21 protein-coding genes are annotated in these 24,337 nt (G+C 60.4%); 9 read left to right on the forward strand and 12 right to left on the reverse strand.

Annotation, left to right across the window (positions count from 1 at the left end; genetic code table 11):
- Window positions 1-1,056, forward strand: coding sequence for an ABC transporter ATP-binding protein (locus ABIE16_RS01330; protein WP_057713479.1), 1,056 nt, complete (start codon window positions 1-3; stop codon window positions 1,054-1,056).
- A 131-nt stretch (window positions 1,057-1,187) separates the two neighbouring features.
- Here the strand turns inward: ABIE16_RS01330 and ABIE16_RS01335 are convergent, their stop codons facing one another.
- Entirely contained in the window at window positions 1,188-2,117 is a 930-nt protein-coding gene (locus tag ABIE16_RS01335; RefSeq protein WP_090457485.1) for an AraC family transcriptional regulator, read from the reverse strand.
- A gap of 339 nt (window positions 2,118-2,456) precedes the next feature.
- Between ABIE16_RS01335 and ABIE16_RS01340 the strand changes: the two genes are divergently transcribed.
- A complete protein-coding gene (locus ABIE16_RS01340; protein ID WP_057713481.1) occupies window positions 2,457-2,810 on the forward strand; it encodes a putative quinol monooxygenase in 354 nt (117 codons plus the stop codon).
- Between the two features lie 41 nt (window positions 2,811-2,851).
- Window positions 2,852-3,082 (forward strand): hypothetical protein, encoded by a 231-nt coding sequence (locus ABIE16_RS01345; protein ID WP_057713482.1) that lies wholly within the window; start codon window positions 2,852-2,854, stop codon window positions 3,080-3,082.
- On the opposite strand, the gene ABIE16_RS01350 is transcribed toward ABIE16_RS01345, so the two are convergent.
- The 7 genes from ABIE16_RS01350 to ABIE16_RS01380 form a co-directional block, all read right to left on the reverse strand.
- Complete coding sequence (locus ABIE16_RS01350) at window positions 3,083-3,712, reverse strand: flavin reductase family protein (protein WP_090457482.1); 630 nt, start codon at window positions 3,710-3,712, stop codon at window positions 3,083-3,085.
- 263 nt (window positions 3,713-3,975) lie between these two features.
- The gene (locus ABIE16_RS01355; RefSeq protein ID WP_057713484.1) at window positions 3,976-4,209 is read right to left on the reverse strand and encodes a hypothetical protein; all 234 of its coding nucleotides are present in this window, start codon (window positions 4,207-4,209) and stop codon (window positions 3,976-3,978) included.
- A 164-nt stretch (window positions 4,210-4,373) separates the two neighbouring features.
- Entirely contained in the window at window positions 4,374-4,505 is a 132-nt protein-coding gene (locus ABIE16_RS01360) for a hypothetical protein (protein WP_340313097.1), read from the reverse strand.
- A 146-nt stretch (window positions 4,506-4,651) separates the two neighbouring features.
- Window positions 4,652-5,971, reverse strand: coding sequence for an MFS transporter (locus ABIE16_RS01365; protein ID WP_090457479.1), 1,320 nt, complete (start codon window positions 5,969-5,971; stop codon window positions 4,652-4,654).
- A gap of 298 nt (window positions 5,972-6,269) precedes the next feature.
- Window positions 6,270-7,604 (reverse strand): sigma-54-dependent transcriptional regulator, encoded by a 1,335-nt coding sequence (locus ABIE16_RS01370; RefSeq protein WP_057713486.1) that lies wholly within the window; start codon window positions 7,602-7,604, stop codon window positions 6,270-6,272.
- On the reverse strand, window positions 7,598-9,364 hold the full coding sequence (locus ABIE16_RS01375) for a sensor histidine kinase (RefSeq protein WP_429520425.1): 1,767 nt from the start codon (window positions 9,362-9,364) through the stop codon (window positions 7,598-7,600). Before ABIE16_RS01375 ends, ABIE16_RS01370 begins: the two co-directional genes overlap by 7 nt.
- Window positions 9,365-9,592: 228 nt before the next feature.
- Window positions 9,593-11,116: a fumarate hydratase gene (locus ABIE16_RS01380; protein ID WP_090457475.1), complete on the reverse strand. Its 1,524-nt coding sequence runs from the start codon at window positions 11,114-11,116 to the stop codon at window positions 9,593-9,595.
- Between the two features lie 488 nt (window positions 11,117-11,604).
- Here ABIE16_RS01380 and ABIE16_RS01385 point away from each other — a divergent pair, with 488 nt between their 5' ends.
- The 3 genes from ABIE16_RS01385 to ABIE16_RS01395 are packed head-to-tail and all read left to right on the forward strand — an operon-like array spanning window position 11,605 to window position 14,418.
- The gene (locus ABIE16_RS01385; protein WP_154909448.1) at window positions 11,605-12,711 is read left to right on the forward strand and encodes a GGDEF domain-containing protein; all 1,107 of its coding nucleotides are present in this window, start codon (window positions 11,605-11,607) and stop codon (window positions 12,709-12,711) included.
- Window positions 12,704-13,639 (forward strand): iron-sulfur-binding ferredoxin reductase, encoded by a 936-nt coding sequence (locus tag ABIE16_RS01390; RefSeq protein ID WP_429520426.1) that lies wholly within the window; start codon window positions 12,704-12,706, stop codon window positions 13,637-13,639. Before ABIE16_RS01385 ends, ABIE16_RS01390 begins: the two co-directional genes overlap by 8 nt.
- Window positions 13,640-13,668: 29 nt before the next feature.
- Window positions 13,669-14,418: an enoyl-CoA hydratase-related protein gene (locus ABIE16_RS01395; protein WP_429520427.1), complete on the forward strand. Its 750-nt coding sequence runs from the start codon at window positions 13,669-13,671 to the stop codon at window positions 14,416-14,418.
- A gap of 189 nt (window positions 14,419-14,607) precedes the next feature.
- Here ABIE16_RS01395 and pyk read toward each other — a convergent pair whose 3' ends face one another.
- Window positions 14,608-16,059, reverse strand: a complete 1,452-nt coding sequence (gene pyk, locus ABIE16_RS01400; protein ID WP_007978464.1) for a pyruvate kinase — start codon at window positions 16,057-16,059, stop codon at window positions 14,608-14,610.
- A gap of 208 nt (window positions 16,060-16,267) precedes the next feature.
- Between pyk and ABIE16_RS01405 the strand changes: the two genes are divergently transcribed.
- Both ABIE16_RS01405 and ABIE16_RS01410 read left to right on the forward strand, forming a co-directional pair.
- Window positions 16,268-16,651, forward strand: a complete 384-nt coding sequence (locus tag ABIE16_RS01405; RefSeq protein ID WP_057713491.1) for a tetratricopeptide repeat protein — start codon at window positions 16,268-16,270, stop codon at window positions 16,649-16,651.
- A 235-nt stretch (window positions 16,652-16,886) separates the two neighbouring features.
- Window positions 16,887-17,246, forward strand: coding sequence for a PilZ domain-containing protein (locus ABIE16_RS01410; RefSeq protein ID WP_057713492.1), 360 nt, complete (start codon window positions 16,887-16,889; stop codon window positions 17,244-17,246).
- A 37-nt stretch (window positions 17,247-17,283) separates the two neighbouring features.
- On the opposite strand, the gene ABIE16_RS01415 is transcribed toward ABIE16_RS01410, so the two are convergent.
- Both ABIE16_RS01415 and ABIE16_RS01420 read right to left on the reverse strand, forming a co-directional pair.
- Window positions 17,284-18,612 (reverse strand): DUF58 domain-containing protein, encoded by a 1,329-nt coding sequence (locus ABIE16_RS01415; RefSeq protein WP_429520428.1) that lies wholly within the window; start codon window positions 18,610-18,612, stop codon window positions 17,284-17,286.
- Window positions 18,609-19,610, reverse strand: a complete 1,002-nt coding sequence (locus ABIE16_RS01420) for an AAA family ATPase (protein WP_429520429.1) — start codon at window positions 19,608-19,610, stop codon at window positions 18,609-18,611. Before ABIE16_RS01420 ends, ABIE16_RS01415 begins: the two co-directional genes overlap by 4 nt.
- 897 nt (window positions 19,611-20,507) lie before the next feature.
- On the opposite strand from ABIE16_RS01420, the gene ABIE16_RS01425 reads away from it, so the two are divergent.
- Window positions 20,508-23,018 (forward strand): putative bifunctional diguanylate cyclase/phosphodiesterase, encoded by a 2,511-nt coding sequence (locus ABIE16_RS01425; RefSeq protein ID WP_429520430.1) that lies wholly within the window; start codon window positions 20,508-20,510, stop codon window positions 23,016-23,018.
- 172 nt (window positions 23,019-23,190) lie between these two features.
- Here the strand turns inward: ABIE16_RS01425 and ABIE16_RS01430 are convergent, their stop codons facing one another.
- Entirely contained in the window at window positions 23,191-24,318 is a 1,128-nt protein-coding gene (locus ABIE16_RS01430; RefSeq protein ID WP_429520609.1) for a DUF4350 domain-containing protein, read from the reverse strand.
- Window positions 24,319-24,337 lie beyond the last annotated feature (19 nt).

Raw genomic sequence — 24,337 nt, forward strand, 5'->3', positions numbered from 1 at the left:
ATGTCTGGTCTGATTCTGGAAAACGTCGAGAAACATTACGGCTCGGCCTGCGCGGTAAAGGATGTAAACCTGCATTTGCCCGAGGGCAAACTGGTGTGTTTCCTCGGTCCTTCGGGCTGTGGCAAAACCACCTTGCTGCGCATGATTGCCGGGCTGGAAACCCTTAGCGGTGGCGAGATTCGCCTGGACGGTGAGGACATCGGCCACACCCCGGCGCATCTGCGTAATTTCGGCATGGTGTTCCAGTCGCTGGCGCTGTTCCCGCACATGACGGTGGGGGAGAACATCGCCTATCCGCTGAAACTGCGCGGGGTCAGCAAGGCTGACCAGCAGGCGCGGGTGGTGGAATTGCTGGAACTGATCCAGCTGCAAGCGATGATCAATCGTCCGGTGGCCAAGCTGTCCGGCGGCCAACGCCAGCGCGTGGCGATTGCCCGGGCGATTGCCAATCACCCGAAAATCCTCCTGCTCGACGAACCTCTGTCAGCGCTGGATGCCAAGCTGCGCGAGTCGATGCAGGTGGAAATCCGCCAACTGCAACAACGCCTGAACATCACCACCATCATGGTGACCCACGACCAGCGCGAGGCCATGACCATGGCCGATATCGTGGTCGTATTGGGTGAGCACAAGGTGCAGCAGGTGGGCACGCCGATCGAGATCTATCGTCACCCGGCCAACGAGTTCGTCGCGGACTTCATCGGCTCGGGCAACATCTTCCCGGCCACGGTGCTGGGTAACGGCAAGGTCAGTTTGCCGGGCGGCGATGCGCTGCAAGTACCGATCTGCAGCAGCATCGTGGTCGGTGAAAAGGTGAAGATGCTGATTCGCCCGGAAGACCTGCAACTGTCCGCACCCCAGGCGACCGCGGGCAACCGCTTGCTGGGCAAGGTGACGTTCGTGCGCGATATCGGCGCGACCATCGAGACCACGGTGGAGTGTTCCGGGGTGTCGTTTACAGCGTTGAGCACGCCATGTCAGGGCTTTGGCCTGAGCGTTGGTCATCCGGTGTCGGTGACCTTGCCGGTGGAGGCATGCCGGGTACTGGGCGCCTGATCCGGATTTGATGTTGGCCTCGCTGGCCTCATCGCGAGCAAGCTCGCTCCCACACTGGATCGGTGTACACCGGACCCTGTGGGAGCGAGCTTGCTCGCGATGGGGTCGGCACAACCAACACAAATTCTGGATCAGACTGACAACCGCAATCGCGCCAGATCCCGCAATGGCGGCGCCCCGAACAACCGGCTGTACTCCCGGCTGAACTGCGACGGACTCTCATACCCGACCCGATACCCCGCCGCCGAAGCCTCCAGCCCTTCGGCGAGCATCAGCCGCCGTGCTTCCTGCAGGCGCAACTGCTTCTGATACTGCAACGGACTCATCGCCGTCATCGCCTTGAAGCGGTGATGCAGCGTCGACACGCTCAGGTTCACTTCCTTGGCCAATTCATCAATGCGCAACGGCTGTTCGAAATTGCCGTTGAGCCATTTGATCGCCTGGCTGATGCGATGGCTCTGACTGTTGGCGATGGCGATTTCGTACAGCCGATGCCCCTGTTTACTGCGCAACAGGCGATAGAGGATCTCCCGGCGAATCAGCGGCGCGAGCATGGCGATGTCTTTTGGCGTGTCCAGTAACCGTGCCAGGCGCAGCACGGCGTCGAGCATCGCGGTGTCGAGTTTTTCGACATAGAGCCCGCGCCCGGTCGGCCGGGTGGGCACGCCGAGGGGGCCGGCGTCAGCGATCAGTGCGGTGATTTCCGTCGGGTCGATGTCCAGGCGCAAGGCCAGGATCGGTTCCTCAGGCGAGACATCCACCACTCGTCCACTGAGCGGCATCGAGACCGAGACCACCAGGTAGTTCAGCGGGTCGTAGTTGAAGTATTCGTTGGCCAGCTGAACTTCCTTGCGCCCCTGGGCCATGATGCACAGCGCCGGTTGCGCGAGCACCGGGGCGAACTCGTGGGACTGGCTGTGGCGGGACATGAACAGCGAGCCGATGGCCGTGGCATAACTGCCATCTTCGGCGGTGTTGCGGCGGATGATGGCCGCCAGTTCCGCGCGCTGCTTTTCCATGTCGGTGTCTAGCGGGGCTTGAAAGTGATCGAGCGACGACATGCGAGGCATCCTCGGCAAGGCATGAAGGGAGTGGTGCAGAGCATAAGTTTGTGCAAGCGACAGCGGTAGACACATCCTGCCGGATGCTTGCCTGATTCTGCCTGGGGGCGACCGGCGGTGTAGCCAATAGAGCCTTGTGCCGCAAGAACTTGCTTGAAACTCGTATGGCAGAACCGTGACAGGGTTTTACAGCTTGTTACAGGCTGGCGATGAAGTTTCGCAGGATTGTGCAACGCACCGGCAGGAATCGACTAACGAGACAGGCGTCGCGGCCCTTAACCTTTGATCCTGTCGCAGCCCGTCCCCCGGCTGCCACGCGACTCCCCGGGAGGGTTGAACATGTCCACGCAGATCCCCGTCAGTCATATGGCCTTCGTTCGAGCGCGCGCCGGGCGCTCGGAGGAACTCGGTGTGCGCCTCAGCGCCCTGATCGAACCGTCCCGCGCAGCGCCAGGCTGCCTGAGCTTTGCCTTGCAGCATTCGCAATGCGATCCGGAGCTGTGGCTGGTGTCCGGTTTCTGGAGCAATCAACAGGCCATGACCGCGTACTTCAGCACGCCGGCGATGGAGATTTTTGCCGAGCTGGTGCAGGAGCTGGTGGTCAACAGTCTGGATTTCCACACCTTCAAGGATGTCTCGGCGGCGCAGGCCCTGGGGCAGTCCGCAGTGGCGGTACACAAACTGGCCGGTTGAGGGTTTAATGACGGCATTCTCAACCAGCCAGGATTCGCGACATGGCACGTAAAGCCTTTGAACACTTCGAAGCTGTTTCCGCTGTAGTACCGGGCGAGGGTGGTTACCACGCCGCTATCGCCGTCAAAGCGCTGGGTGGTTCCGGCGCCCCGCGTTTTCACAAAGTGCTGGAAGGGCAGATCTTCAAGACCGCCCATGACGCCGACCTGGCAGCGGCCAAAGAGCTGACCCACCTCAAGGACGTCAAAGAAGACACCGACCTGCTCTGGTGATCACTTCACCGCCCCCGGGCGGTACATCTTGAACAACGCCTCAGGCCCCAGCTGGAAGTAATCCGCCGGCCCGCCGCCGCGCAGAATCGGTTCTGCCGCGGCGGTGTCGTATACCCCGTCCTTCAACAGCCATTTGGCGATATGCACGGCGACCACTTCGCCGAGGATCAGCCAGCTCGGCACCACGTTGCCGTCCGCTCGTTGCAACTGAATGATCTGCGTGACCTTGCACTCGAAGGACACCGGGCTCTCTGCCACCCGTGGCACCTGAATGACCTTCGAGGCAGCGGTCGTCAGCCCGGCCAGTTCGAATTCGTTGACCTCAGGCCCGACCATGGCGCAGCTCTGGTTCATCTGCTCGGCCAGCGGCCGCGTGGCCAGGTTCCAGGCGAATTCGCCGGTCTGTTCGATGTTGTTCAGGCTGTCTTTGCGCCCGACGCTGGAAAACCCAATGATCGGCGGAATGTAGTTGAAGGCGTTGAAGAAACTGTAGGGCGCCAGGTTCAGGTGGCCCTCGGCATCCTGTGAAGAGATCCAGCCAATGGGGCGCGGGCCGACGATAGCGTTGAACGGATCGTGGGGCAGGCCGTGGCCGTTGGCGGGTTCGTAGAAGTGGATGTCGTCAGGCATGGGATTTCCAGAGCTTTCGGGAGGCGTTCATGGTGCAAGCATGCGCCACGGATTTCCAGTCGGATTCGGTAGTTGAGTTGATGAGATCCAATGTGGGAGCGGGCTTGCTCGCGAAGGCGGTGTGCCAGTCACATTGATATTGGATGTGCCGCCGTCTTCGCGAGCAAGCCCGCTCCCACAGGATTTGTGGTCTGCCGGAAGAATTGTATTACCCCAAAAACGACCAAGCCCGGCCGAAGCCGGGCCGTGAGTTCCCTCCACGATCAGCCGATAGCTTCAGCGCTACCGGTTTTGTCGAAACCGTCGGCAGCGATAGCGTCCGCGGTGCCGGTTTTATCGAAGCCGTCAGAAGCATAGGTGCCCGAGTGGCTGCGTTCGATGGCGGCGCTGGCGCCGGAGCCGTAAGAGGCCGAGCCGGTTTTGTCGTAGCCATCGGCGGCGAACGTGTTGGCGGCCAGTACGGAAAGGGCCAGGGCAAGGATCAGTTTGGTCTTCATGGTAGTGACTCCCGTCTCGTTGGCGTTTAGTGGAAAAAGCCAAGACGCCAGATATATCGATTAAATTTCGCAATTAAATCCTGCTACCTATCGATTAATTGGATGTTAAGGCCGTCAGGCTTTTTCGCTTTCAAGGACTGAGTGAGCGCATCGCAATGAATCGATCAGGCCGTTAAAGGTTGGGCGGCGAGCATTAACGCGTGATTAATCGGCTCTTTTACCTGGGTGACGGATTTTTCATGAAGCCCTTGTCCATTTTTCAGTGTGGCATCGCCGAGCCTGGGTTTGGCTGTCATGACTATGCTGGCTTGATACCGAGTCGGCTCCATTCGCGAGCAAGCCCGCTCCCACATTTAACCGGGTTGTTCCAGAAGGAACGCGGTCGAATGTGGGAGCGGGCTTGCTCGCGAAGAGGCCGGTACAGCCAGCTTCGATCTATCTGTCAGTCAGTGACGATCCGCGAATGCTTGCGGGTGTCTTTCATGGTGATGTACACCAGCAACGACACGGCAATACACGCGGTGACATACCAGTAGTAACCCGTCTCCATGCCGATGCTCTTGAACCACAGCGCGATGTATTCGGCGGTGCCGCCGAAGATCGATACGGTCAGTGCGTACGGCAGGCCCACGCCCAGGGCGCGGATTTCGGTCGGGAACAGTTCGGCTTTCACCACTGCGTTGATCGAGGTGTAGCCGCTGACGATGATCAGCGCCGCCATGATCAGGAAGAACGCGCCCCACCAGGTCGTAATGGTGTGCAGGGTGGTCAGGATCGGTACGGTGAACAGCGTGCCCAGGATGCCGAAGGCAATCAGGATCGGCCGACGACCGATTTTATCCGACAGCCCGCCGATGATCGGTTGCAGGCACATGAACAGGAACAGCGTGGCAGCGGAAATGGTGGTGGAGTCGGAAATACTCATGCCGACGGTATTCACCAGGTATTTCTGCATGTAGGTGGTGTAGGTGTAGAACGCCAGCGTACCGCCCATGGTCAGGCCGACCACGGTCATCAGTTCCTTGGGGTGACGCATCAAGGTGCGCATCGCGCTTTCCTTGGCTTTTTCTTTCTTGGTGAAAGACTCGGTTTCTTCCATGCCACGACGCAGGTACAGCGCAACCACGGCACACAGCGCGCCGATGGCGAACGGGATGCGCCAGCCCCAGGCGTAGAGCTCCTCGGTGGTCAGGAAGTTCTGCAGGACAATCAGCACCGCCAAAGCGATGAGCTGACCGGAGATCAGGGTCACGTACTGGAAGCTGGAGTAGAAGCCGCGACGCTCCTTGGTCGCCATCTCGCTGAGGTAAGTGGCGGAGGTGCCGTATTCGCCACCCACCGACAGGCCTTGCAGCAAGCGCGCGAACACCAGCAGGATCGGCGCACCGATGCCGATGACTTCATAACTCGGGCTCAGGGCAATCAGCAGCGAGCCGAAGCACATCAGGTACACCGAGGCCATCAGGGCCTTTTTGCGCCCGACCTTGTCGGCATACAGACCCATCAGCCAGCCACCGATCGGACGCATCAGGAAGCCCACGGCGAAGATCGCGGCGGTGTTGAGCAGTTGGGCGGTGGTGTCGCCTTTGGGGAAGAAGGTCTTGGCGAAGTACAGGGAGAAGGCGGCGTAGACGTACCAGTCGTACCACTCGACCATGTTGCCAACGGAGCCGCTGAAGATCGACTTGATGCGGCTGGAAGTGGTTCTTTCTTTGACCGGCGCGGCAGCCGACCCAAGCGGCAGGGAGTTGGAGTTATCCATTGAAGGATCCTTCATTTAATTGTTTTTGTGGAGCGCGATGAAACGCAGCCTGCCAGGGCTATAGCAGGAGCTGTGCCAACGGGGAGAGGGCCGGTTTAGAGGGGGTGGAGTGTTTCGGTGAGCGGAAATCCGCTTATTCGTGGCAGCTGATGGGCGGAAAATTGCTTACGGTTTGGTTGGTTGCTTTGCCTGTACAGGCCCCATCGCGAGCAAGCTCGCTCCCACAATGTTTGGCGTACACAGATCCACTGTGGGAGCGAGCTTGCTCGCGATGGGGCCAGGGCAGACACCACAAAAATCAGGCCTCGGGCAAAAACATCTCCCGGCTCAACCCATGCCGCTGCATCTTTTCATTGAAGGTCCGGCGCGGCAGTTGCAGTTCTTCGAGCACCGCTTTCACGTCGCCCTTGTGCCGGGTCAAGGCCGCACGCAGGCATTGCGCTTCGAACGCTTCCTGCTGAGCCGCCAGTGACTGGCCGGGCTCGATGCCCAAGGGCTCCGGTTCACCGAGCCCCAATACCTGACGCTCGGCGACATTCGCCAATTCGCGCACGTTGCCTGGCCAGTCGTGGCTCAGCAGGTGACTCAACTGGGCGCCGCTCAACGGTGGAAATTTGCGTCCCAGGCGTTCGGCGGCGTTTTGGGCAAAGGATTCGAACAACAGGGGTATGTCTTCACGACGTTCGCGCAAGGGCGGCAGGCGTAGCTCAGCGACGTTCAAGCGATAGGCCAGGTCTTCGCGAAAACGTCCGGCCCGCGCTTCGTCGAGCAGGTCCGGCTTGGTCGCGGCAATGATGCGCAAATCCACGCGGATACTCTGGTTCGAGCCCAGCCGTTCAAGCTTTTGCTCCTGCAACACCCGCAGCAGTTTCACCTGCTGGGCCAACGGCATGCTTTCGATTTCATCGAGAAACAGTGTGCCGCCGTCGGCGTACTCGAGCTTGCCGATGCGCTTGCCGGACGCCCCGGTGAACGCGCCGCTCTCGTGGCCGAACAGCTCGGCCTCGAACAATTGCTCGGGGATGGCCGCGCAGTTGAGTGCGACAAAGGGCTTGTCGGCCCGCGGCCCGAAGTCGTGCAGGCAACGCGCGACCAGTTCCTTGCCGCTACCGGTTTCGCCGCGAATCAGCACGTTGACCGGCAGTGCTGCCAGGTCCAAAACTTGCCGACGCAGGGTCTGCAGACCCCGAGACACGCCGAGCAGCGTGGCATCCAGTTTGGCGCGGTTGTCCGCCTGTTCGTGCAGTGCGCGGTTTTCCAGCACCAGCCGGCGTTTGTCGAGGGCGCGGCGCAGGCTGCCGAGCAGGGTTTCCGGGCTGAAGGGTTTTTCGAGGAAATCGTAGGCACCGTCGCGCATGGCTTCGACGGCCATCGGTACATCGCCGTGACCGGTCAGCAGGATCACCGGCAAATCGGCATCCCGGCGCTGCACCTCGGCCAGCAGTTCGAGGCCGGTCATGCCGGGCATGCGCACATCGCTGAGAATCACCCCGGCAAAATGCCTGGGCAATTGCGCCAGGCATTCATCGGCGCGACTGAACAACTGCACCTCGAAACCCGACAGACTCAACCATTGCTCGACGGCACTGCGGATGCTGCTTTCGTCATCGACCACGATCACTGAGTTCAGCATGGTTCATGCACGTCCAGGTCGATGGGCAAGGTCACGGTGAACACGGCACCTTTGTCATGATTGTCGGCACTCAAGCGCCCGCCGGATTCGTGAACGATGGCAAACGATACGGCCAAACCGATCCCCAGGCCATCGCCCACCGGTTTGGTGGTGAAGAACGGATCGAAGACCTTGGACAGGTTCTCTTCGGCGATACCGCCGCCGTTGTCGATCACACTCAGGCGCCATAGTTGTTCGTCGGCTTCGAGGCGGATTTCCAGGCGTTTGCAGGGTTTATCCTGCATCGCATCGAGGGCATTGCGCAGCAGATTGATCAGCACCTGTTCCAGGCGAATCGCATCGCCACGCACCCAGGCCGGGCGGGTCAGATGCAGCACGGTGCTGACCTGTTCGTCGCGCAGCCGAGTGTCGAGCAGTTGCAGCGACTGATCCACCACCGCCGCCAGGTCCAGGCGTTCGCGCAAACCGCTGGGGCTCTTGCGGGCGAAGGTTTTCAGGTGGCCGGTGAGGGCCGCCATGCGGGTGAGCATTTCATCCACCGGCTTGAGCGCCTTGTAGGCGTCGTCGACGCGGCCGTTGTCGAGCAGCAGGCGCAAGGTCGCCAGCTGCATGCGCTGGGCGGTGAGCGGCTGGTTGATCTCATGGGCCAGGGCGGCGGACATCTGCCCCAGCGCCGCGAGTTTGGCCGACTGCACCAGACCTTCCTGGGCGGTGCGCAGGTCGCGGGTACGCTCTTCTACAAGCTGTTCGAGTTCTTCGCGACTGCGCTGACGCAGTTTGGCCAGGCGCCAGCGCTGGTTGAGAAACAGCAGCAGGAACACCAGGGTCAGCCATAGCCCGGCCGCGGCGAGGGCCGCATTGCGGCTGTCTTCGAAGGCGACTTGTGGGCGCCGCAGCAGGTGCAGGGTCCAGCCCTCGGTATTCAGCGGCAGGGATTCCCACAGGTAATCCGCCTTGCCGTCGGGGCCGTCGACCCGAGCCAGGTCACTGTTATCGTCGAAGCGCCGCAACGATTGAAACTCAAGCGGCGTCAGCGGCTGCTTGTCGTACTGGCGGGTGGTCTTGAGTTCGGCATGATCGCTGTCGCTCAGCGGCTTGAGCAAGCGATAGCGCCAGCCCGGCTGGTTGGCGATGAAGATTATTCCACGTGCGTCGCTGACCAGCAGTGTGTCGCTGCCTTGGCGCCACTCGCGTTCCAGTTCGGGGAATTCCAGTTTCACCACCATGGCGCCGAGGAACTGGCCATCGTCATCGCTGACCGCGCTGGAGAGGAAGTAGCCGGGAATTCCGCTGGTCACCCCCACGGCGTAAAAGCGCCCGGTGCCCTGGGTGCGGGTCTGGTTGAAATAGGGACGGAAACCGTAGTTGTGGCCGACATAACTGCTGGGCAAACGCCAGTTGCTCGCCGCCACGGCGAGGCCGGTGTGATCGAGCAGTTCCAGGGTCGATGATTGGGCGGCGCCGTTGATTTTTTCCAGTTTGCGGTTCAATGCGTCCTGCTGTTCGGAACTGACCTTGCCCTTGAGCGCCGAGCGCAGCTCCGGGTCCAGCGCCAACACCGCGGGCAGGGCGCGGTAACGTTCGATCAGGGTATGCAGGGACGTGGCATACAGTGCCAGTTGCTGATTGGCGCGAGCCGCGTCTTCGACCATTGACTGGCGCACGGTGTGGCGCATGGCCAGAGTGGCCGCGATGGCAGCACCGGCAATGATCAATACGGTATAGAGCGCCAGGCGCAGGGATCGAGATGACTCAAACATGCAGGGCTTACACAAGGAATACGGAGGGGGCGCACGATAACATGAGCGACTTGGCCCTTGTAGGAGCGAGCCTGCTCGCGATGGAAGTCAACGATAACGCGGGGCATCAGACAGCCCGTGTCGTCCATGCGTCCTTCGCGAGCGGGCTCGCTTCTGCAGGGGGATGGCCTGGCAATAAAAAAGGCGACAGGGATAACCCTGTCGCCTTTTCTGGAACAGTCCAAGCGCTTACTGCACTTCTACCGCCAGGCTTTCACTGATCTTTTTCTGCCAGATGGCAGGACCGGTGATGTGTACCGACTCACCTTTGCTGTCGACGGCAACAGTCACAGGCATGTCTTTCACGTCGAACTCGTAGATCGCTTCCATGCCCAGTTCGGCGAAAGCCACCACGCGGGATTTCTTGATCGCTTGCGCTACAAGGTAAGCCGCGCCGCCGACTGCCATCAGGTAGACGGCCTTGTGGTCCTTGATCGCGTCGATTGCGGTCGGGCCGCGCTCGGATTTGCCGATCATACCCAGCAGGCCGGTTTGGTCGAGGATCTGACGGGTGAACTTGTCCATCCGCGTGGCGGTGGTAGGACCGGCCGGGCCAACCACTTCGTCACCGACCGGATCGACCGGGCCGACGTAGTAGATGAAGCGACCCTTGAGGTCCACCGGCAGGGTTTCTCCCTTGTTCAGCATCTCGACCATGCGCTTGTGCGCAGCGTCGCGGCCGGTGAGCATCTTGCCGTTGAGCAGGACGGTTTCGCCCGGCTTCCAGCTCTGCACTTCTTCCGGGGTCAGGGTGTCGAGGTTGACGCGACGGGCCGACGGGCCGGCTTCCCAGACGATTTCCGGGTAGGCGTCCAGCGGTGGCGCTTCCAGCGAAGCAGGGCCGGAACCGTCGAGCACGAAGTGTGCGTGACGGGTGGCGGCGCAGTTCGGGATCATGCACACCGGCAGCGAAGCGGCGTGAGTCGGGTAGTCCATGATCTTCACGTCGAGCACGGTGGTCAGGCCACCCAGGCCCTGGGCGCCGATGCCCAGTTGGTTGACCTTCTCGAACAGCTCCAGGCGCATTTCTTCAATGCGGTTCTGTGGGCCACGGGCCTTCAGCTCGTGAATGTCGATGGATTCCATCAACACTTCCTTGGCCATGACGGCAGCTTTCTCGGCGGTGCCGCCGATGCCGATGCCGAGCATGCCCGGTGGGCACCAGCCGGCGCCCATTTCCGGAACTGTCTTGAGCACCCAGTCGACGATCGAGTCGGACGGGTTGAGCATGGCCATCTTCGACTTGTTCTCGGAGCCGCCGCCCTTGGCTGCCACGTCCACTTCCACGGTGTTACCCGGAACGATGGAGTAGTGGATGACCGCCGGAGTGTTGTCCTTGGTGTTCTTGCGAGCGCCCGCCGGGTCGGCGAGGATCGAAGCACGCAGGACGTTTTCCGGCAGGTTGTAGGCGCGACGTACGCCTTCGTTGATCATGTCGTCCAGGCCCATGGTGGCGCCATCCCAGCGCACATCCATGCCGACACGCACGAACACGGTGACGATACCGGTGTCCTGGCAGATCGGGCGGTGGCCGGTGGCGCACATGCGCGAGTTGATCAGGATCTGTGCCATCGAGTCGCGGGCCGCTGGCGATTCTTCGCGCAGGTAGGCCTCGTGCATCGCCTGGATGAAATCCACGGGGTGGTAGTAGGAAATGAACTGCAGGGCGTCGGCAACGCTCTGAATCAGGTCGTCTTGCTTAATCACGGTCATGAGTCGCGCTCCTCTAAAAGACGGGAACATTCAATAAGGTGCTTGCAGCTTGGGTGCATCGGTCGGTTGCAAGCACCTTTCAAGGCACGCCGGGCAAGCTGGCGCGACGCTAAAAAGGCGCGGCAGTATACCGCGCATCAAAGGCCGGCACACGCGCCGACAGTCAATCGTTGGTCGCATAGAAGCAGCTGCAAGAGGAGTGCGTGGCTTTTGTGGCGAGGGGGCTTGCCCCCGTTCGGTTGCGAAGCAGCCGCAAAACCGGTGAAAACAATCTGCCTGACACAACGACCTGTCTGTTACCGGGACTGCTCCGCAGTCCAACGGGGCGATGCGGCGGTCCGACAAGCCCCCTCGCCACAGGGTCGCGCAAGGCCCGGACCGTCGATCCCGAAAATTGAATGGTCATTTATCGGCCACGCCACTAAAGTGACATTCGGTCTGTAGAGTAGGACGCTCTGTCAGTCTCCTTTCATTTGGTGAATCAACGATTGACCCAAAACGCCATCCAGCGCCTGTTGCTCAAACGTTTCGCCCTCGCGGCCGGCACCTATGCCCTGGCATTGTTGTTGCTGTGGCTGGCGTTTTTTACCGGTCACTACAACGCGCCGCTTTCCAGTGTCGCCATCGGCAGCGCACTGGTAGTGATCAGTCAGGCCATCCTGTTCGCGGTGTTCTACAGCGGCTGCAACCTGCGCTTCACCGACCCCAGCCTGACCGAGGCACAAGTGTTGCTGGGGCTGGGTTGGCAAACCTGGCTGATTGCCCATCTGGACGAAGCCCGGGGCGCGTTTCTGGTGTTTTACGTGCTGATCCTGCTGTTCGGCCTGTTCCATCTGTCTCGCCGGTCTTTAGTACGATGCGCGCTGCTGGTGTTTTTGAGTTTCAGTGCGATCACGCTGTGGGAGGGCTACCACTTCCAGCTGCCTGACCCGGCCATGGCGGTGTTGCAGGTCTGTGTGCTGTTCATCGTGCTGGTGTGGCTGGTGCTGTATGCCCGCTATGTCCAGGCCTCGCGACAACGCATGCGCCAGCGGCGTTTTGCCTTGCAGGCGCACCAGGACACGTTGCGCGGGATGATGCGCCAGCTCGAAGACCTGGTGGCCACCGACGAGCTCACGGGCCTGTTCAATCGTCGGCATTTCCTGCGCCTGGCGTCACGCGAGCTGAACGCCATGGACGCCGGTGTCGTGCATGGCCTGGCGCTGATAGACCTCGACCATTTCAAACGCATCAACGACCTGCACGGTCATGCCGCCGGCGATCAGGTGCTGCAAGCCTTTGCCGGCGTTGCCAGCGCGTGCCTGCGTGACGGTGACGTACTGGCTCGCTACGGTGGCGAAGAGTTCGTGGTGCTGCTGCCCGATTGCGATGCCGACAGTCTGACTTCGTGTTGCGAACGGCTGCGCATCGCGTTCACCGATGTCGAGCTGATTGGTCTGAATGTACGCAACCTCAGCCTGTCCGCCGGCATGACCCTGCTGGAACTGGGTGACGACCTCGATGATGCGTTGCAGCAGGCCGATCAGGCGCTCTATCGCGCCAAGCGTGACGGCCGCAACCGATGCGCGGCAGCGTGGGAGAACGTCGATGCCTGAGCTGCGGGTCGGCGAGCGCCATTGGTCGGTGGCGGCGGGCAGCAATCTGCTCGATGCACTGAATCAGAACGGCGTGCCAGTGCCTTACAGTTGCCGCGCCGGCAGTTGCCATGCGTGCCTGGTGCAGTGTGTGCGGGGCCTGCCGAACGACAGCCGCCCCGATGCCTTGAGTGCACAGCAGCGTGAACAAGGCTGGCGGTTGGCGTGCCAGTGCCAGGTGGTCGAGGACTTGCAGGTGCACGCCTTCGACCCGCAAACCGATGGTCATCCGGCCGAGGTCGCGGCGGTCGATTGGCTGAGTACCACGGTGCTGCGCTTGCGGGTAATCCCCCAGCGACCGTTGCGTTATAGCGCCGGGCAGCACCTGGTATTGTGGGCGGGCAGCGTGGCGCGGCCGTATTCCCTCGCCAGCCTGCCGCAGGAAGACCGTTTTCTGGAGTTTCATCTCGATTGCCGCACGCCCGGGGAATTCAGCGATGCCGCCAGGCAAATGCGCATCGGCGATCCGATCCGTCTCGGTGAACTGCGCGGCGGTGCCTTGCATTATGACCCTGACTGGCACGCCCGGCCGTTGTGGTTGATGGCGGCTGGCACCGGATTGGGGCCATTGTTTGGTGTCTTGCGCGAAGCATTGCGCCAGGATCACCAGGGCACCATCCGCGTCATCCACCTGGCCCATGATACCGATGAGCACTACCTGGCCAAACCCCTGCAAGCCATGGCAACCAGCCGTCCGAACCTGAGTGTCGAACTGTGGACCCCGGCCGAGTTGCCAGCGGCTTTGGCGCAACTGCGGCTTGTTTCCCGGCAAACCCTGGCCTTACTCTGCGGAGGCCCCGACAGTGTCGACGCCTTTGCCCGGCGTCTGTACCTGGCGGGATTGCCGCGCAATCAACTGCTGGCCGATGTGTTCCTGCCCCGTGGTTGAGCGCTGACTTTTCAGACGCGAGACCTGCCATGACCGATGCCATCCAAGTTGAACGCGAACGCGGCCTGTTGACCCTGCGCCTGAATCGCCCGGACAAGAAAAACGCCCTGACCCGCGCCATGTACAGCCACTTGGCCGAGGCGCTGAAACAGGCCGACAGCGACCCCAATATCAACGCCGTGTTGATCACCGGCTCTGCCGAATGCTTCACCGCCGGCAACGACATCGCCGATTTCATCCAGCAACCGCCGAACAGCCTCGACAGTCCGGTGTTCCATTTCATGCTCAACTTGCTCGAATGCCGCAAACCGGTGGTCGCCGCCGTGGCCGGAGCGGCGGTGGGCATTGGTACGACCATGTTGCTGCATTGCGACCTGGTCTACGTCAGCCGCGACGCCCGCCTGCGCATGCCGTTCGTCAACCTTGGTCTTTGCCCGGAGTTCGGCTCCAGCCTGATCCTGCCGCGTCTGCTCGGGCAGGCCAAGGCGGCGGAGTTGTTGCTGCTCGGTGAAGGTTTCAATGGGGAGCAGGCTGCCGCGTGGGGTATTGCGTCCGAAGCCTTGGGCAGTGGCGAAGAAACCTTGGCCAGGGCGCGGGAGATGGCGTTTCGATTCGAGTCGCTGCCGCCGGAAGCAGTGCGTATCAGCAAGCAATTGATGAAAGCGCCGGACCGGGAGCTGTTGCGCAAGGTGATTGAAGAGGAGGGTGCGTTGTTTACCCAGCGGCTGCGGTCGCCGGAGGCGTTGGCGGCGTTGACGGGGTTCATCAAGCGGCATTGAGTCTTTCGCTGACTGGGCCGGCCCCATCGCGAGCAAGCTCGCTCCCACAGTAGATTTGTGTACACCAAACCATTGTGGGAGCGAGCTTGCTCGCGATGAGGCCAGCCTGAACAACACAACTATCGGATCAGAATGCAAAAAGCCCCGCCATTCACATGGCGGGGCTTTTGTTTTTCAGCAGCCGGTCACTCAGACCATCGGATCGCCAACATGCAGGATCTTCATGCCGTTGGTGCCACCGGTAGTGTGGTAGCTGTCGCCTTTGGTCAGGATGACCCAGTCGCCTTTCTGTACCACGCCGCGCTTGACCAGCTCGTCGATAGCCTTCTGGCTGACTTCGTTCGGCGCCAGCGAAGCCGGGTCGAACGGGATGGTGTATACGCCACGGAACATTGCCGCGCGAGCCTGGGCTTCGCGGTGTGGGGTGAACGCGTAGATCGGCACCGAGGAGCGGATGCGCGACATGATCAGCGGGGTGTAGCCACTTTCGGTCAAGGCGATGATCGCCTTCACGCCCGGGAAGTGGTTGGCGGTGTACATGGTCGCCAGCGCGATGCTTTCGTCGCAGCGCTGGAATTCCTTGCCGATGCGGTGGCTGGAGGTCTTGCTGGTCGGGTGCTTTTCGGCACCGACGCAGATACGCGCCATGGCCTGAACGGCTTCCAGCGGGTACAGGCCAGCGGCGCTTTCGGCCGAGAGCATCACGGCATCGGTGTAGTCGAGCACGGCGTTGGCTACGTCGGACACTTCGGCGCGGGTCGGCATCGGGTTCTGGATCATCGACTCCATCATCTGGGTCGCCACGATCACCGCCTTGTTGTGGCGGCGTGCGTGCAGAATGATTTTCTTCTGGATGCCCACCAGCTCGGCATCACCGATTTCCACACCCAGGTCACCACGGGCAACCATCACCGCGTCGGACGCCTTGATCAGGCCGTCGAGGGTTTCGTCGTCGGCCACGGCTTCGGCGCGTTCGATCTTCGCCACCAGCCAGGCAGTGCCGCCGGCCTCGTCGCGCAGTTGACGGGCGTACTCCATGTCGGCGGCGTCACGCGGGAAGGATACCGCGAGGTAGTCGACTTCCATTTCCGCGGCGAGCTTGATGTCGGCCTTGTCTTTTTCAGTCAGGGCCGGAGCGGTCAGGCCGCCACCGCGACGGTTGATGCCTTTGTGGTCGGACAGCGGGCCGCCGATGGTCACTGTGCAGTTCAGTTCGGTGGCGGTGGCGGTATCGACGCGCATCACCACGCGACCGTCGTCGAGCAGCAGCTCGTCGCCCACACCGCAGTCCTTGACCAGGTCCGGGTAGTCGATGCCGACCACTTGCTGGTTGCCTTCGGTCAGAGGATGGCTGGTGGAGAAGGTGAATTGATCACCGATCTTCAGCTCGATCTTCTTGTTGGCGAATTTGGCGATACGGATTTTCGGGCCTTGCAGGTCACCCAGCAGGGCGACGAAGCGGCCGTGCTTGGCAGCGAGGTCACGCACCAGCTTCGCGCGAGCCTTGTGCTCGTCGGGGGTGCCGTGGGAGAAGTTCAGGCGGGCGACGTCCAGGCCAGCCAGAATCAGCTGTTCGAGAACTTCCGGCGAGTTACTGGCCGGGCCAAGGGTGGCGACGATTTTGGTACGACGGACGGACATGCAAAGACTCCTGAGTTCAAGCGCTGAGTGAGGCTACTATGCTCCGAAGGTGTAGTCATTGTTCGTATGCACTACTTTTCGTGAAGAGCTTGGTTTTTTCGAAGAACCTGGTTATTGCCTTCTTTATAGAACCGCGCAACTTTGCATCCGGCAGCCTGAAGATTTCCGACCATGGGTCGATACAGCGTTCATGACAGGAGATTTTCCCATGCGTTGCGTACTCATTGCCGCCCTTGCCATCAGCGCCCTCAGCGTCACGGGCTGCACCCGTTGGTCGATGAACCATCATTTGAACAATGCCTACAAAGCCTATGACCGGGGCAATTGCGAGCAAGTCATGCTTGAACTGTCCAAGGTCGAGCGCGAAAGCCGGGCGCGACCTTATGTGTGGCCGGAAGCATCGATGATGCGCGGACTTTGCCTGGAACGGCAGAAGATGTTTGTCGATGCGGCGCAGACGTATCAGTTCATCATCGCCTCGTACCCACAGAGCGAATACGCCTACCGCGCCCGAGCCCGTCTGGAAACCCTGCAAAGCCTGGGTCACTACCCGTTGCGCAGTGCCGCCGCGACAAAATCCACGCAGTTCTGACGGCCGCAACCCTCTGATCGCTGGCTCCCCGGCGGTGGTGAGCTATAGTCCAGGGAACCGGTTTTAGAGCGTTGTCTTTGATGAACCGGGGCAACACCTGTGACCGGTACAAGCAAGACTCTGCGCTACAAGGACTGGCGCACCGGAAGCGGGGAGAGCGGGCAAAGACTTATGCATACCCGTTCCGAAGCAGTAGTGCGGCTCTGCTTAAGAGCCTTGCATAGCGAATTTGCACATGTTCACTGACCGCCGAATCGAGCGGCATCAACTGCCGTACTTCCTGAAAGTGTTCAACGGCATCACCGGCAAACCCATCGGCTACCTGGGCAACGTCTCCGAAGACGGGCTGATGTTGATCAGCCAGCTGCCGATGATGATCGGCGCGGACTTCAGCCTGCGCCTGAAAATTCCAGCCAGCGAAGGTGGTCTGCGAATCATCGACCTGCAGGCCTGTTGCCTGTGGTGCCACGAAGACGCGACCCCCCAACATTTCGACGCCGGGTTCAGCCTGCAACGGGCACCGCCGGAGTATGGGCAACTGGTAGAGGCGTTGAAGCAGTATTTCAGTTTTCTGCCGCTGCCGGCTTCGGCGTGAGATCAGTGGGAACCTGGCTGTGAGTGATTGCCCAGGCTCAGAGTCCGGTTCTCTTCCAGCCCAGGTACCGAGTCACCAACTCTGCTCCCAACTCACCAGGCCGCGCATCCATCACCAATACGCCATGAGCGTTCAAGCGCTCATGGAGTTCGGCGCGTGCATTCAGGTAGTCCACGGTCCCGCAATAGGCCAGCGCTTCGGGCAAAGTCTGCACCGGTGACTGACGCAGGGAGTCGAGCACGTCTTCGCGCAGGCTCGCGACCAACACCTGATGCTGCTGGCTCAGGCGGTGGACGGCCGGCAGCAATTCATCGTCGTCCTCTTCGCGCAGGTTGGTCACCAGCACCACCAGTGCCCGGCGTTTTTGCCGTGCCAGCAGTTGCGTGGCTGCGGCTTGATAGTCGGCGCTGCGCTGGCTGCTGTTCAAGTCATAGACGGTGTTGAGCAGGGTGTTGAGATGGCTGGTGCCTTTTACCGGCGCGAGGTAGCGCGCCTGTTCGCTGGCAAAAGTACTCAGGCCCACGGCGTCGCCCTGACGTAGAGCGACGTAGCTGAGCAACAAACAGGCGTTGAGGGCGTGATCGAAGTGCGACAGCTCATCATCCTGGCTGCGCATGTGCCGGCCGCAGTCGAGCATGAAAATGATTTGCTGATCGCGTTCGTCCTGATATTCCCGGGCAATCGGCGTGCGCTGGCGCGCGGTGGCTTTCCAGTCGATCTGGCGCAGGCTGTCGCCCTCGCGAAATTCGCGCAATTGATGGAATTCCAGGCCCAGGCCCCTCCGTTGTTTCTGGCGGACGCCAAGCTGGCTGAGCCAGTTGTCCACCGCCAGTAATTGCCCTTCATAGAGACGGGCGAAGTCGGGGTAGACGCGGGTGGCGTCGGGCAGGTCGAGCAAGCGTCTTTGCGACCAGAGTCCCAAGGGGCTTGGCAGGTTGATTTCGCAGTGTTCGAAGCTGAAGTGGCCGCGCTTGAGCGGGCGCAGGCGATAACCGGCCAGACTGTGCTGGCCGGGTTGCAGCTCGACCGTCAGCGGCAGGTTTTCGAAACTCAGGCCCGGTGGCACATGGTCGAAGACTTGTACCTTCAGCGGTTGCGCAAAGTCGTGTTCGACCGTCAGTTGCACCTCGCTCCATCGACCCAGCGCCAGGCTGCCGGGTATCTGGCGTTTCAGCCGGGGCGACGGCAGGCGCTTCACGCACACCGCATCCAGCAGTGCCAGGGCCAGCAGCGCCAGGAGCAACCCCCAGTTGATCGCCATGAGATTCGTCGGAACCGAGACCTCCAATGCCACCAAAGTGCCCGACACAATGGTGCAGGCCAGCAGGATCAACAGCCAGACGAGCACCAGGCGCGAGGGTTTCACAGGCGCGGCGCCGGCACTTGGTCGAGCAACTGCTGGAGCACCTGATCGACATCCAGACCCTCGATATCCAGCTCCGGCGCGATGCGCACACGATGGCGCAGCACGGCCAGGGCGCAGCCTTTGATGTCATCCGGAATCACGAACTCACCGCCGCGCAGCAGCGCCCGGGCCCGGGCACATCGCACCAGCGCGATGGATGCGCGTGGGCCGGCGCCGAGGATCAAACCAGGCCAGTTGCGGGTGGAACGGGCCAGGCGCACGGCGTAGTCGAGCACCTGGTCGTCCAGTGCCAGGTCGCTGGCGATGCGTTGCAGGACCAGTACATCCCTGGCCTGCATTAACGTGCGCATCGGTTGGACATCAAGCATGTCGGCCCGGGTCGAGCGGCTGACCTGACGCACCATGTCCAGCTCCTGCTCGGCGTCGGGGTAATCCATGCGGACCTTGAGCATGAAACGGTCCAGTTCAGCCTCCGGCAGGGGGTAAGTGCCTTCCTGTTCGATCGGGTTTTGCGTGGCGAGCACCATGAACGGTTGCGCAATCGGCAATGCCTGGCCTTCGAGGGTGACTTGCCGTTCCTGCATGGCTTCGAGCAGCGCGGCCTGGGTTTTCGCCGGGGCACGGTTGATCTCGTCGGCCAGTAGCAGGTTGGTGAACAATGGCCCTTTGCGCAGTTTGAATTGCTCGGTCTGCAAGTCATATACGGCATGCCCGGTGACATCGCTGGGCATCAGGTCCGGGGTGAACTGGATGCGTGCGAACTCGCCGCCGAAGCAGCGGGCGAGGGCGCGCACCAACAGGGTCTTGCCCAAACCCGGCACGCCTTCGAGCAGCACGTGGCCGCCGGCGATCAGTGCCGTCAGGACGTCGTCGATCACGCTGTCCTGGCCAATCACCGCTTTTTGCAGTTCTTTGCGTACGGCCTGGGCCAGATGGCCGGCACGCTGACGCTGTTGAGCGGCATGGCTCGGTGCGTCGGGCTCGATCGGTTGACTCACGACTTCCGGAGCCTTGTTAACAGTTACATTTGTTTTATCTTCCATAAGTCAGTCACTTATCTAATCTAACTTTTTTCACGTATTTTTTTACGCGTGGAACGAGTGAGTGACTGCCAATCTGCCTCATTGCAAACCCATGGCAACCCTTCATTTGAGCGTTCGTCAGAGGTGGAGGTTAGTCTATGACGGTCAACTGCCGACATTACCTGCCTTGCTTGGGAGAATTTGGTTCGATGAGTGAATCAAACGCTGCTGTCAGGTCTGCACGATAAGGTGCAGTAAAGCCTTGCCGTGTCGCGGCAGTCATTCGGCCATCCCGGAACCAAGGGTGATGCGAGCGAAAAGCATGGCTGGAGCTGCTTGAAACGTATCTGCCGCACCGGTATCAGGCGGCAACGGCGCATGTCGTAGATAGCAGGGACGGGTTCAGCCAGTGACAATTTCACAGCAGAGCAAGCCTGCAACACTCCTTCTGCCTACACAGAATTTAGCTGTGTTGCATCGACCGGTTGAATCCACAGCCGAAAGCTGCCGACCATCAAGGGCTGCTACCGACCTGGAGCAGTCGGCGAACAGAATAATGGCAAATTAGTGGCTATGCTTGGTCTGCTGTCGAAGCTGATCAGGCAGTCCGGCAGGCTGCGCGGAAATGACCCGCAACGTGCTCTGTGTAACCCGACTATTCTGCATGAAGCATCCAGTTCAGGGGCGCAAATGCGCAACGACACTCGGGAGCTTCGCTCACGAAAACCAGCGTGAATCCAGAACAGAGAAAAAATTTGGCTAATGCTACGTGCGGTGTGTTCTCAGGTTCAGGTGGCGGCACAAAAGGTCAATTGGTTTCCGAATACCGCTTCTATTGGTCAATTTAGAAGGATTATGTTTGGAGATTGTGAAATGGATTTTTTCAGGAATAAAACCGCCGCAAAGCAAGCCATACCCACCAGTTCAAATAAGCCGCGCTCGACCAAATGGCACCGCATGTACTTTTTTCTTGCGGGATTCGACGTGCTGGTTGTTGTGCTGAGCGTGCTATTGAATCACCTGATCGTCGATACCTATCACCGCTCCATCAAGGCAAACCAGTCGTGGGTCCAACAGCTGTCGAGCTATTCAACGCTGGGCAGCCTGGCTTCCACAGTCAATGCGCCGGGCAATAATGTGTTCGATACACATAATGTTGAAGCCGAATCGCGGAACATGAATGAAGCCCTGCGCGCCTTCAACGAGCATTTGGCAATGGCCAAAAAACAGTTGGAAGTACGGATCGCCAATGAGGCTGAACACAGTGCAGATATACAGGCCTTTACCCTTGCATTGAAGGATGAGGTGGGTGCAGTTGATGCCGCGATGGTCGAAATGGTGAACGAGGCCTTGCTGATCTTTTCCTACTTCAGGGAGGGGCAGTCGGATAATGCCGGCAAACGCATGGCAACGATGGACAGGAAGTTTGCCCTGTTGCTCGCCTCACTCAGTACCGTGCGGGATCGCGTTGGCCTGATTCAAAGCAAGCTCCTGGAGGAGGAGCTTGAGTCGGTCGAAGAACTGCGCCGGGTCGAATACGCGATCATGGTGTTCGTGCTACTGATGGTCAGTGCGGCCGTTATCTACGGGGGCAAGATCAGGCGCGAAATGGAGTCGCAAGCAGCCGAAAGGGAAGGTTATCTGGCAGTGCTGCGCGAAAGCGAGAAGCAGGCCCGCCAGCAAGCATCGCTGCTGGACAAGGCCCAGGACGCCATTGTCGTTCACGGGATGGATAACCGCATCCTGTACTGGAACAAAAGTGCCGAGCGTCTCTACGGTCTGTCAAAGGAAGAGGCACTCGGCAAATCGGCACAGGAGTTGATCTACCAGGGTAGCGCCGCTTTCAATGCGGCCACTGACAGCCTGATAGAAACGGGTGACTGGGCGGACGAAGTTACACTTCGACGCCGGGATGGCTGCACCATCACGCTCGAAAGTCATCGAACCCTGGTGCGAGACGATGATGGCCAGCCGCAATCCGTTCTGTCGATCAATACTGACATCACCCACCGTAAGACCGCTGAGCAAGAGGTCCAGCGTTTGGCCTTCTACGATCAGTTGACCGGGCTGGCCAACAGGCGGCTCATGTTGGACCGGTTACAGCATCTGCTGGCGGGCAGCGCCCGTAGCCTGCATACGAACGGGATAATTCTCATTGACCTGGATAACTTCAAGGCACTGAACGACACGCTGGGGCATGACAGAGGCGACATGTTGCTGCAGCAAGTTGCTCTGCGCCTTTGCGGCTGCATACGCGAGAGCGACACCGTGGCTCGCCTGGGCGGAGACGAATTCGTCGTCCTGCTGGATGGCCTTAATGAGAATCCTCCAGACGCAGCTATCCAGGCCAAGGCTATTGGCGAAAAGATTCTCAACTCTCTGAACATTTCCTACCAGTTGGATGGATATGAGCACCACAGCACTCCCAGCCTCGGCATTGCGCTGTTCCAGGGGCAACTGAGCACAGCGGACGATATTCTGAAGCGCGCTGACCTGGCGATGTATCGCGCCAAGGCAGCGGGCCGCAATACCATGCGCTTCTTCGATCCGGAAATGCAGGCGGTCGCCACGGCACGCGCCAGACTGGAAGTAGACTTGCGCCAAGGCTTGCAGGACAACGAATTCCTTCTTCATTACCAGCCGCAGGTGAATAGTGAGGGCCGTATCATTGGCGCAGAGGCACTGATGAGATGGCGGAATCCTGAGCGCGGAGTCGTGTTTCCAGGCGAGTTCATTCCATTGGCAGAGGAAACGGGGTTGATTCTGCCATTGGGCCGTTGGGCGCTGCAGGCAGCCTGCACTCAGCTGGTTGCCTGGGCAAAGCGTTCGGAAACCGCCCGACTGGGTATGGCTGTGAATGTCAGCGCCCGCCAGTTTCACCATCCGGACTTCGTCGAGGAGGTACTGCAAGTACTGAGATACACGGGGGCCGATCCGAAGAAATTGAAACTGGAACTGACCGAAGGCCTGCTGATAGAGGATATGGAAGGTACTGTCGCCAAAATGATCGAGTTGAAAGAGATCGGCATAGGCCTTTCGCTGGATGATTTCGGAACCGGCTACTCGTCACTGTCATACCTGAAGAGCCTTCCGCTGGATCAACTCAAGATCGATCAGTCCTTCATCAGAGATGTGCTGGTTGATCCCAACGACGCCGCCATCGCCTGCGCGATTGTGAGCCTGAGCCAGATATTGGGGCTTTCGGTGATTGCAGAAGGTGTGGAGACAGAAGCTCAGCGCATCTTTTTGGTCAAGCATGGCTGCCAGACCTATCAGGGCTTCCTGTTTTCCCCGCCACTGCCAGCCGAACAATTTGAGGAGTATGTTCACGAAAGATTAATGGCGAGCACTGATTTCCCACGGACCAAGACTAAATCGCCATAACTTCGTAGGTGCCTGGGAACGTCCGCTTTCGACTATGGATTCAACCCAATGCGGACGATGAGAGGTCGACTCAAATGTGGCTCGCACCCGCAACTGCCGGAGGTAGCCTCGAACAGCTCGTAAGGGGCTGTCTTCTAATCCAATGGGAATCCAACACTTGTCAGGTGCCAGATCATAAGGCGTTCCTCAAGGTTTGCAGGTGGGCGACCTGGCGGCTGAATTCAACGCTGGAAAGCCGTTGTTTCGGTCGCGGGCTCATGGCCTGGCTGATGGCGCGTGTGGGTTGGCCGGTCAGGCGCGCGAGCACCAGCCATTGTTCGGCAACACCGAGCTGTTCAAAACCGGGGTGACGACGCCGTACACGCCGCAGGATGTCTTGCTGCAAGGCTTGCAGCAGGCCGGCCTGACCGTTGCGGCGCAACAGGAAGTCGGCACTGGCGCGCAGGTGCTCCTGCAATTGCCGGCGTGCTTTCGGAGCCGCTTCCAGCAGCGGTCCCTGGCGCACGCCAAAGTGCCAGAAACCCAGGCCGATCAAGGCGAACAACGCGACCAGCGCCTGGGGGAAGTAACGCAGCAGCAACGTCAGCAGGCTGTCGTGATCGGTGTTGAAGATCAGCGTCACGCGGGTGTCGGCGGTCAGGTACCAGAGCAGCCAGGCGTTGTCGTACCGGTCGATGGCCGGGGTTTTCCACAGGTCGGCATCGGTGACCACGATGATCGAACCGAGCCCGTGGTTGAGTTGCATCATGTGCGTGGCCCTGGCGCTGTTGGCCCAGGCCAGGGCGAGGTTTTTCGGGTCTTCGAGATGGAACGCGGTATCGAAACCGGCATAGGCCGGGGTGTCTTCGTCTTCCAGATAGAGCTTGGTCAGTTGCGGGTACGGATCTTCACCGACATCCGGCGGTGGGTCCTTGAGGTCTTTGCTCAAGGACTGGTGCAGTTGCACCCGGTCGAGCAGCAGGTCATTGCTATGGCCGAGTTTTTCATCCCACAGCGACTCGGCGACGAACAGAAGCCGCCCGCCGGCCCGGGTCCAGTTCATCACCTGGTCGATCTGCCGTGGGGTCATGTTGTAGCGTTCCCCGAGCAATAGCAGGCTGTGTTGATGCGGGTCGAGGCTGGGCAGGATATCAAGGCCGTTGGCGTGGCCGACCTTCAGGCCTTGCTTGCGCAGGAACAACTCGGCCGCCAGATAAGGATTGGCATTGGCTTCGGGGGAGGGGCCGTGATCGATTTCGGTCTGGTAGGGAGTCGCCTTGAGGTACAGATAAACACTCAACGCAGCCAGCAACACGGCCATCAACGCACCGGCTATCGAA

Origin of the sequence: Pseudomonas sp. 2725, from assembly GCF_050434585.1 — a bacterium.
In the GTDB taxonomy this organism is placed as follows: Bacteria; Pseudomonadota; Gammaproteobacteria; order Pseudomonadales; family Pseudomonadaceae; genus Aquipseudomonas; species Aquipseudomonas jessenii.

Bases quoted from the DNA above. Each gene is read 5' to 3' on its own strand.
- ABIE16_RS01330 (WP_057713479.1), top strand. From the start codon at position 1: ATGTCTGGTCTGATTCTGGAAAACGTCGAGAAACATTACGGCTCGGCC.
- ABIE16_RS01335 (WP_090457485.1), bottom strand. From the start codon at position 2,117: ATGTCGTCGCTCGATCACTTTCAAGCCCCGCTAGACACCGACATGGAA.
- ABIE16_RS01340 (WP_057713481.1), top strand. From the start codon at position 2,457: ATGTCCACGCAGATCCCCGTCAGTCATATGGCCTTCGTTCGAGCGCGC.
- ABIE16_RS01345 (WP_057713482.1), top strand. From the start codon at position 2,852: ATGGCACGTAAAGCCTTTGAACACTTCGAAGCTGTTTCCGCTGTAGTA.
- ABIE16_RS01350 (WP_090457482.1), bottom strand. From the start codon at position 3,712: ATGCCTGACGACATCCACTTCTACGAACCCGCCAACGGCCACGGCCTG.
- ABIE16_RS01355 (WP_057713484.1), bottom strand. From the start codon at position 4,209: ATGAAGACCAAACTGATCCTTGCCCTGGCCCTTTCCGTACTGGCCGCC.
- ABIE16_RS01360 (WP_340313097.1), bottom strand. From the start codon at position 4,505: ATGACAGCCAAACCCAGGCTCGGCGATGCCACACTGAAAAATGGACAA.
- ABIE16_RS01365 (WP_090457479.1), bottom strand. From the start codon at position 5,971: ATGGATAACTCCAACTCCCTGCCGCTTGGGTCGGCTGCCGCGCCGGTC.
- ABIE16_RS01370 (WP_057713486.1), bottom strand. From the start codon at position 7,604: ATGCTGAACTCAGTGATCGTGGTCGATGACGAAAGCAGCATCCGCAGT.
- ABIE16_RS01375 (WP_429520425.1), bottom strand. From the start codon at position 9,364: ATGTTTGAGTCATCTCGATCCCTGCGCCTGGCGCTCTATACCGTATTG.
- ABIE16_RS01380 (WP_090457475.1), bottom strand. From the start codon at position 11,116: ATGACCGTGATTAAGCAAGACGACCTGATTCAGAGCGTTGCCGACGCC.
- ABIE16_RS01390 (WP_429520426.1), top strand. From the start codon at position 12,704: ATGCCTGAGCTGCGGGTCGGCGAGCGCCATTGGTCGGTGGCGGCGGGC.
- ABIE16_RS01395 (WP_429520427.1), top strand. From the start codon at position 13,669: ATGACCGATGCCATCCAAGTTGAACGCGAACGCGGCCTGTTGACCCTG.
- pyk (WP_007978464.1), bottom strand. From the start codon at position 16,059: ATGTCCGTCCGTCGTACCAAAATCGTCGCCACCCTTGGCCCGGCCAGT.
- ABIE16_RS01405 (WP_057713491.1), top strand. From the start codon at position 16,268: ATGCGTTGCGTACTCATTGCCGCCCTTGCCATCAGCGCCCTCAGCGTC.
- ABIE16_RS01410 (WP_057713492.1), top strand. From the start codon at position 16,887: ATGTTCACTGACCGCCGAATCGAGCGGCATCAACTGCCGTACTTCCTG.
- ABIE16_RS01425 (WP_429520430.1), top strand. From the start codon at position 20,508: ATGGATTTTTTCAGGAATAAAACCGCCGCAAAGCAAGCCATACCCACC.
- ABIE16_RS01430 (WP_429520609.1), bottom strand. From the start codon at position 24,318: ATGGCCGTGTTGCTGGCTGCGTTGAGTGTTTATCTGTACCTCAAGGCG.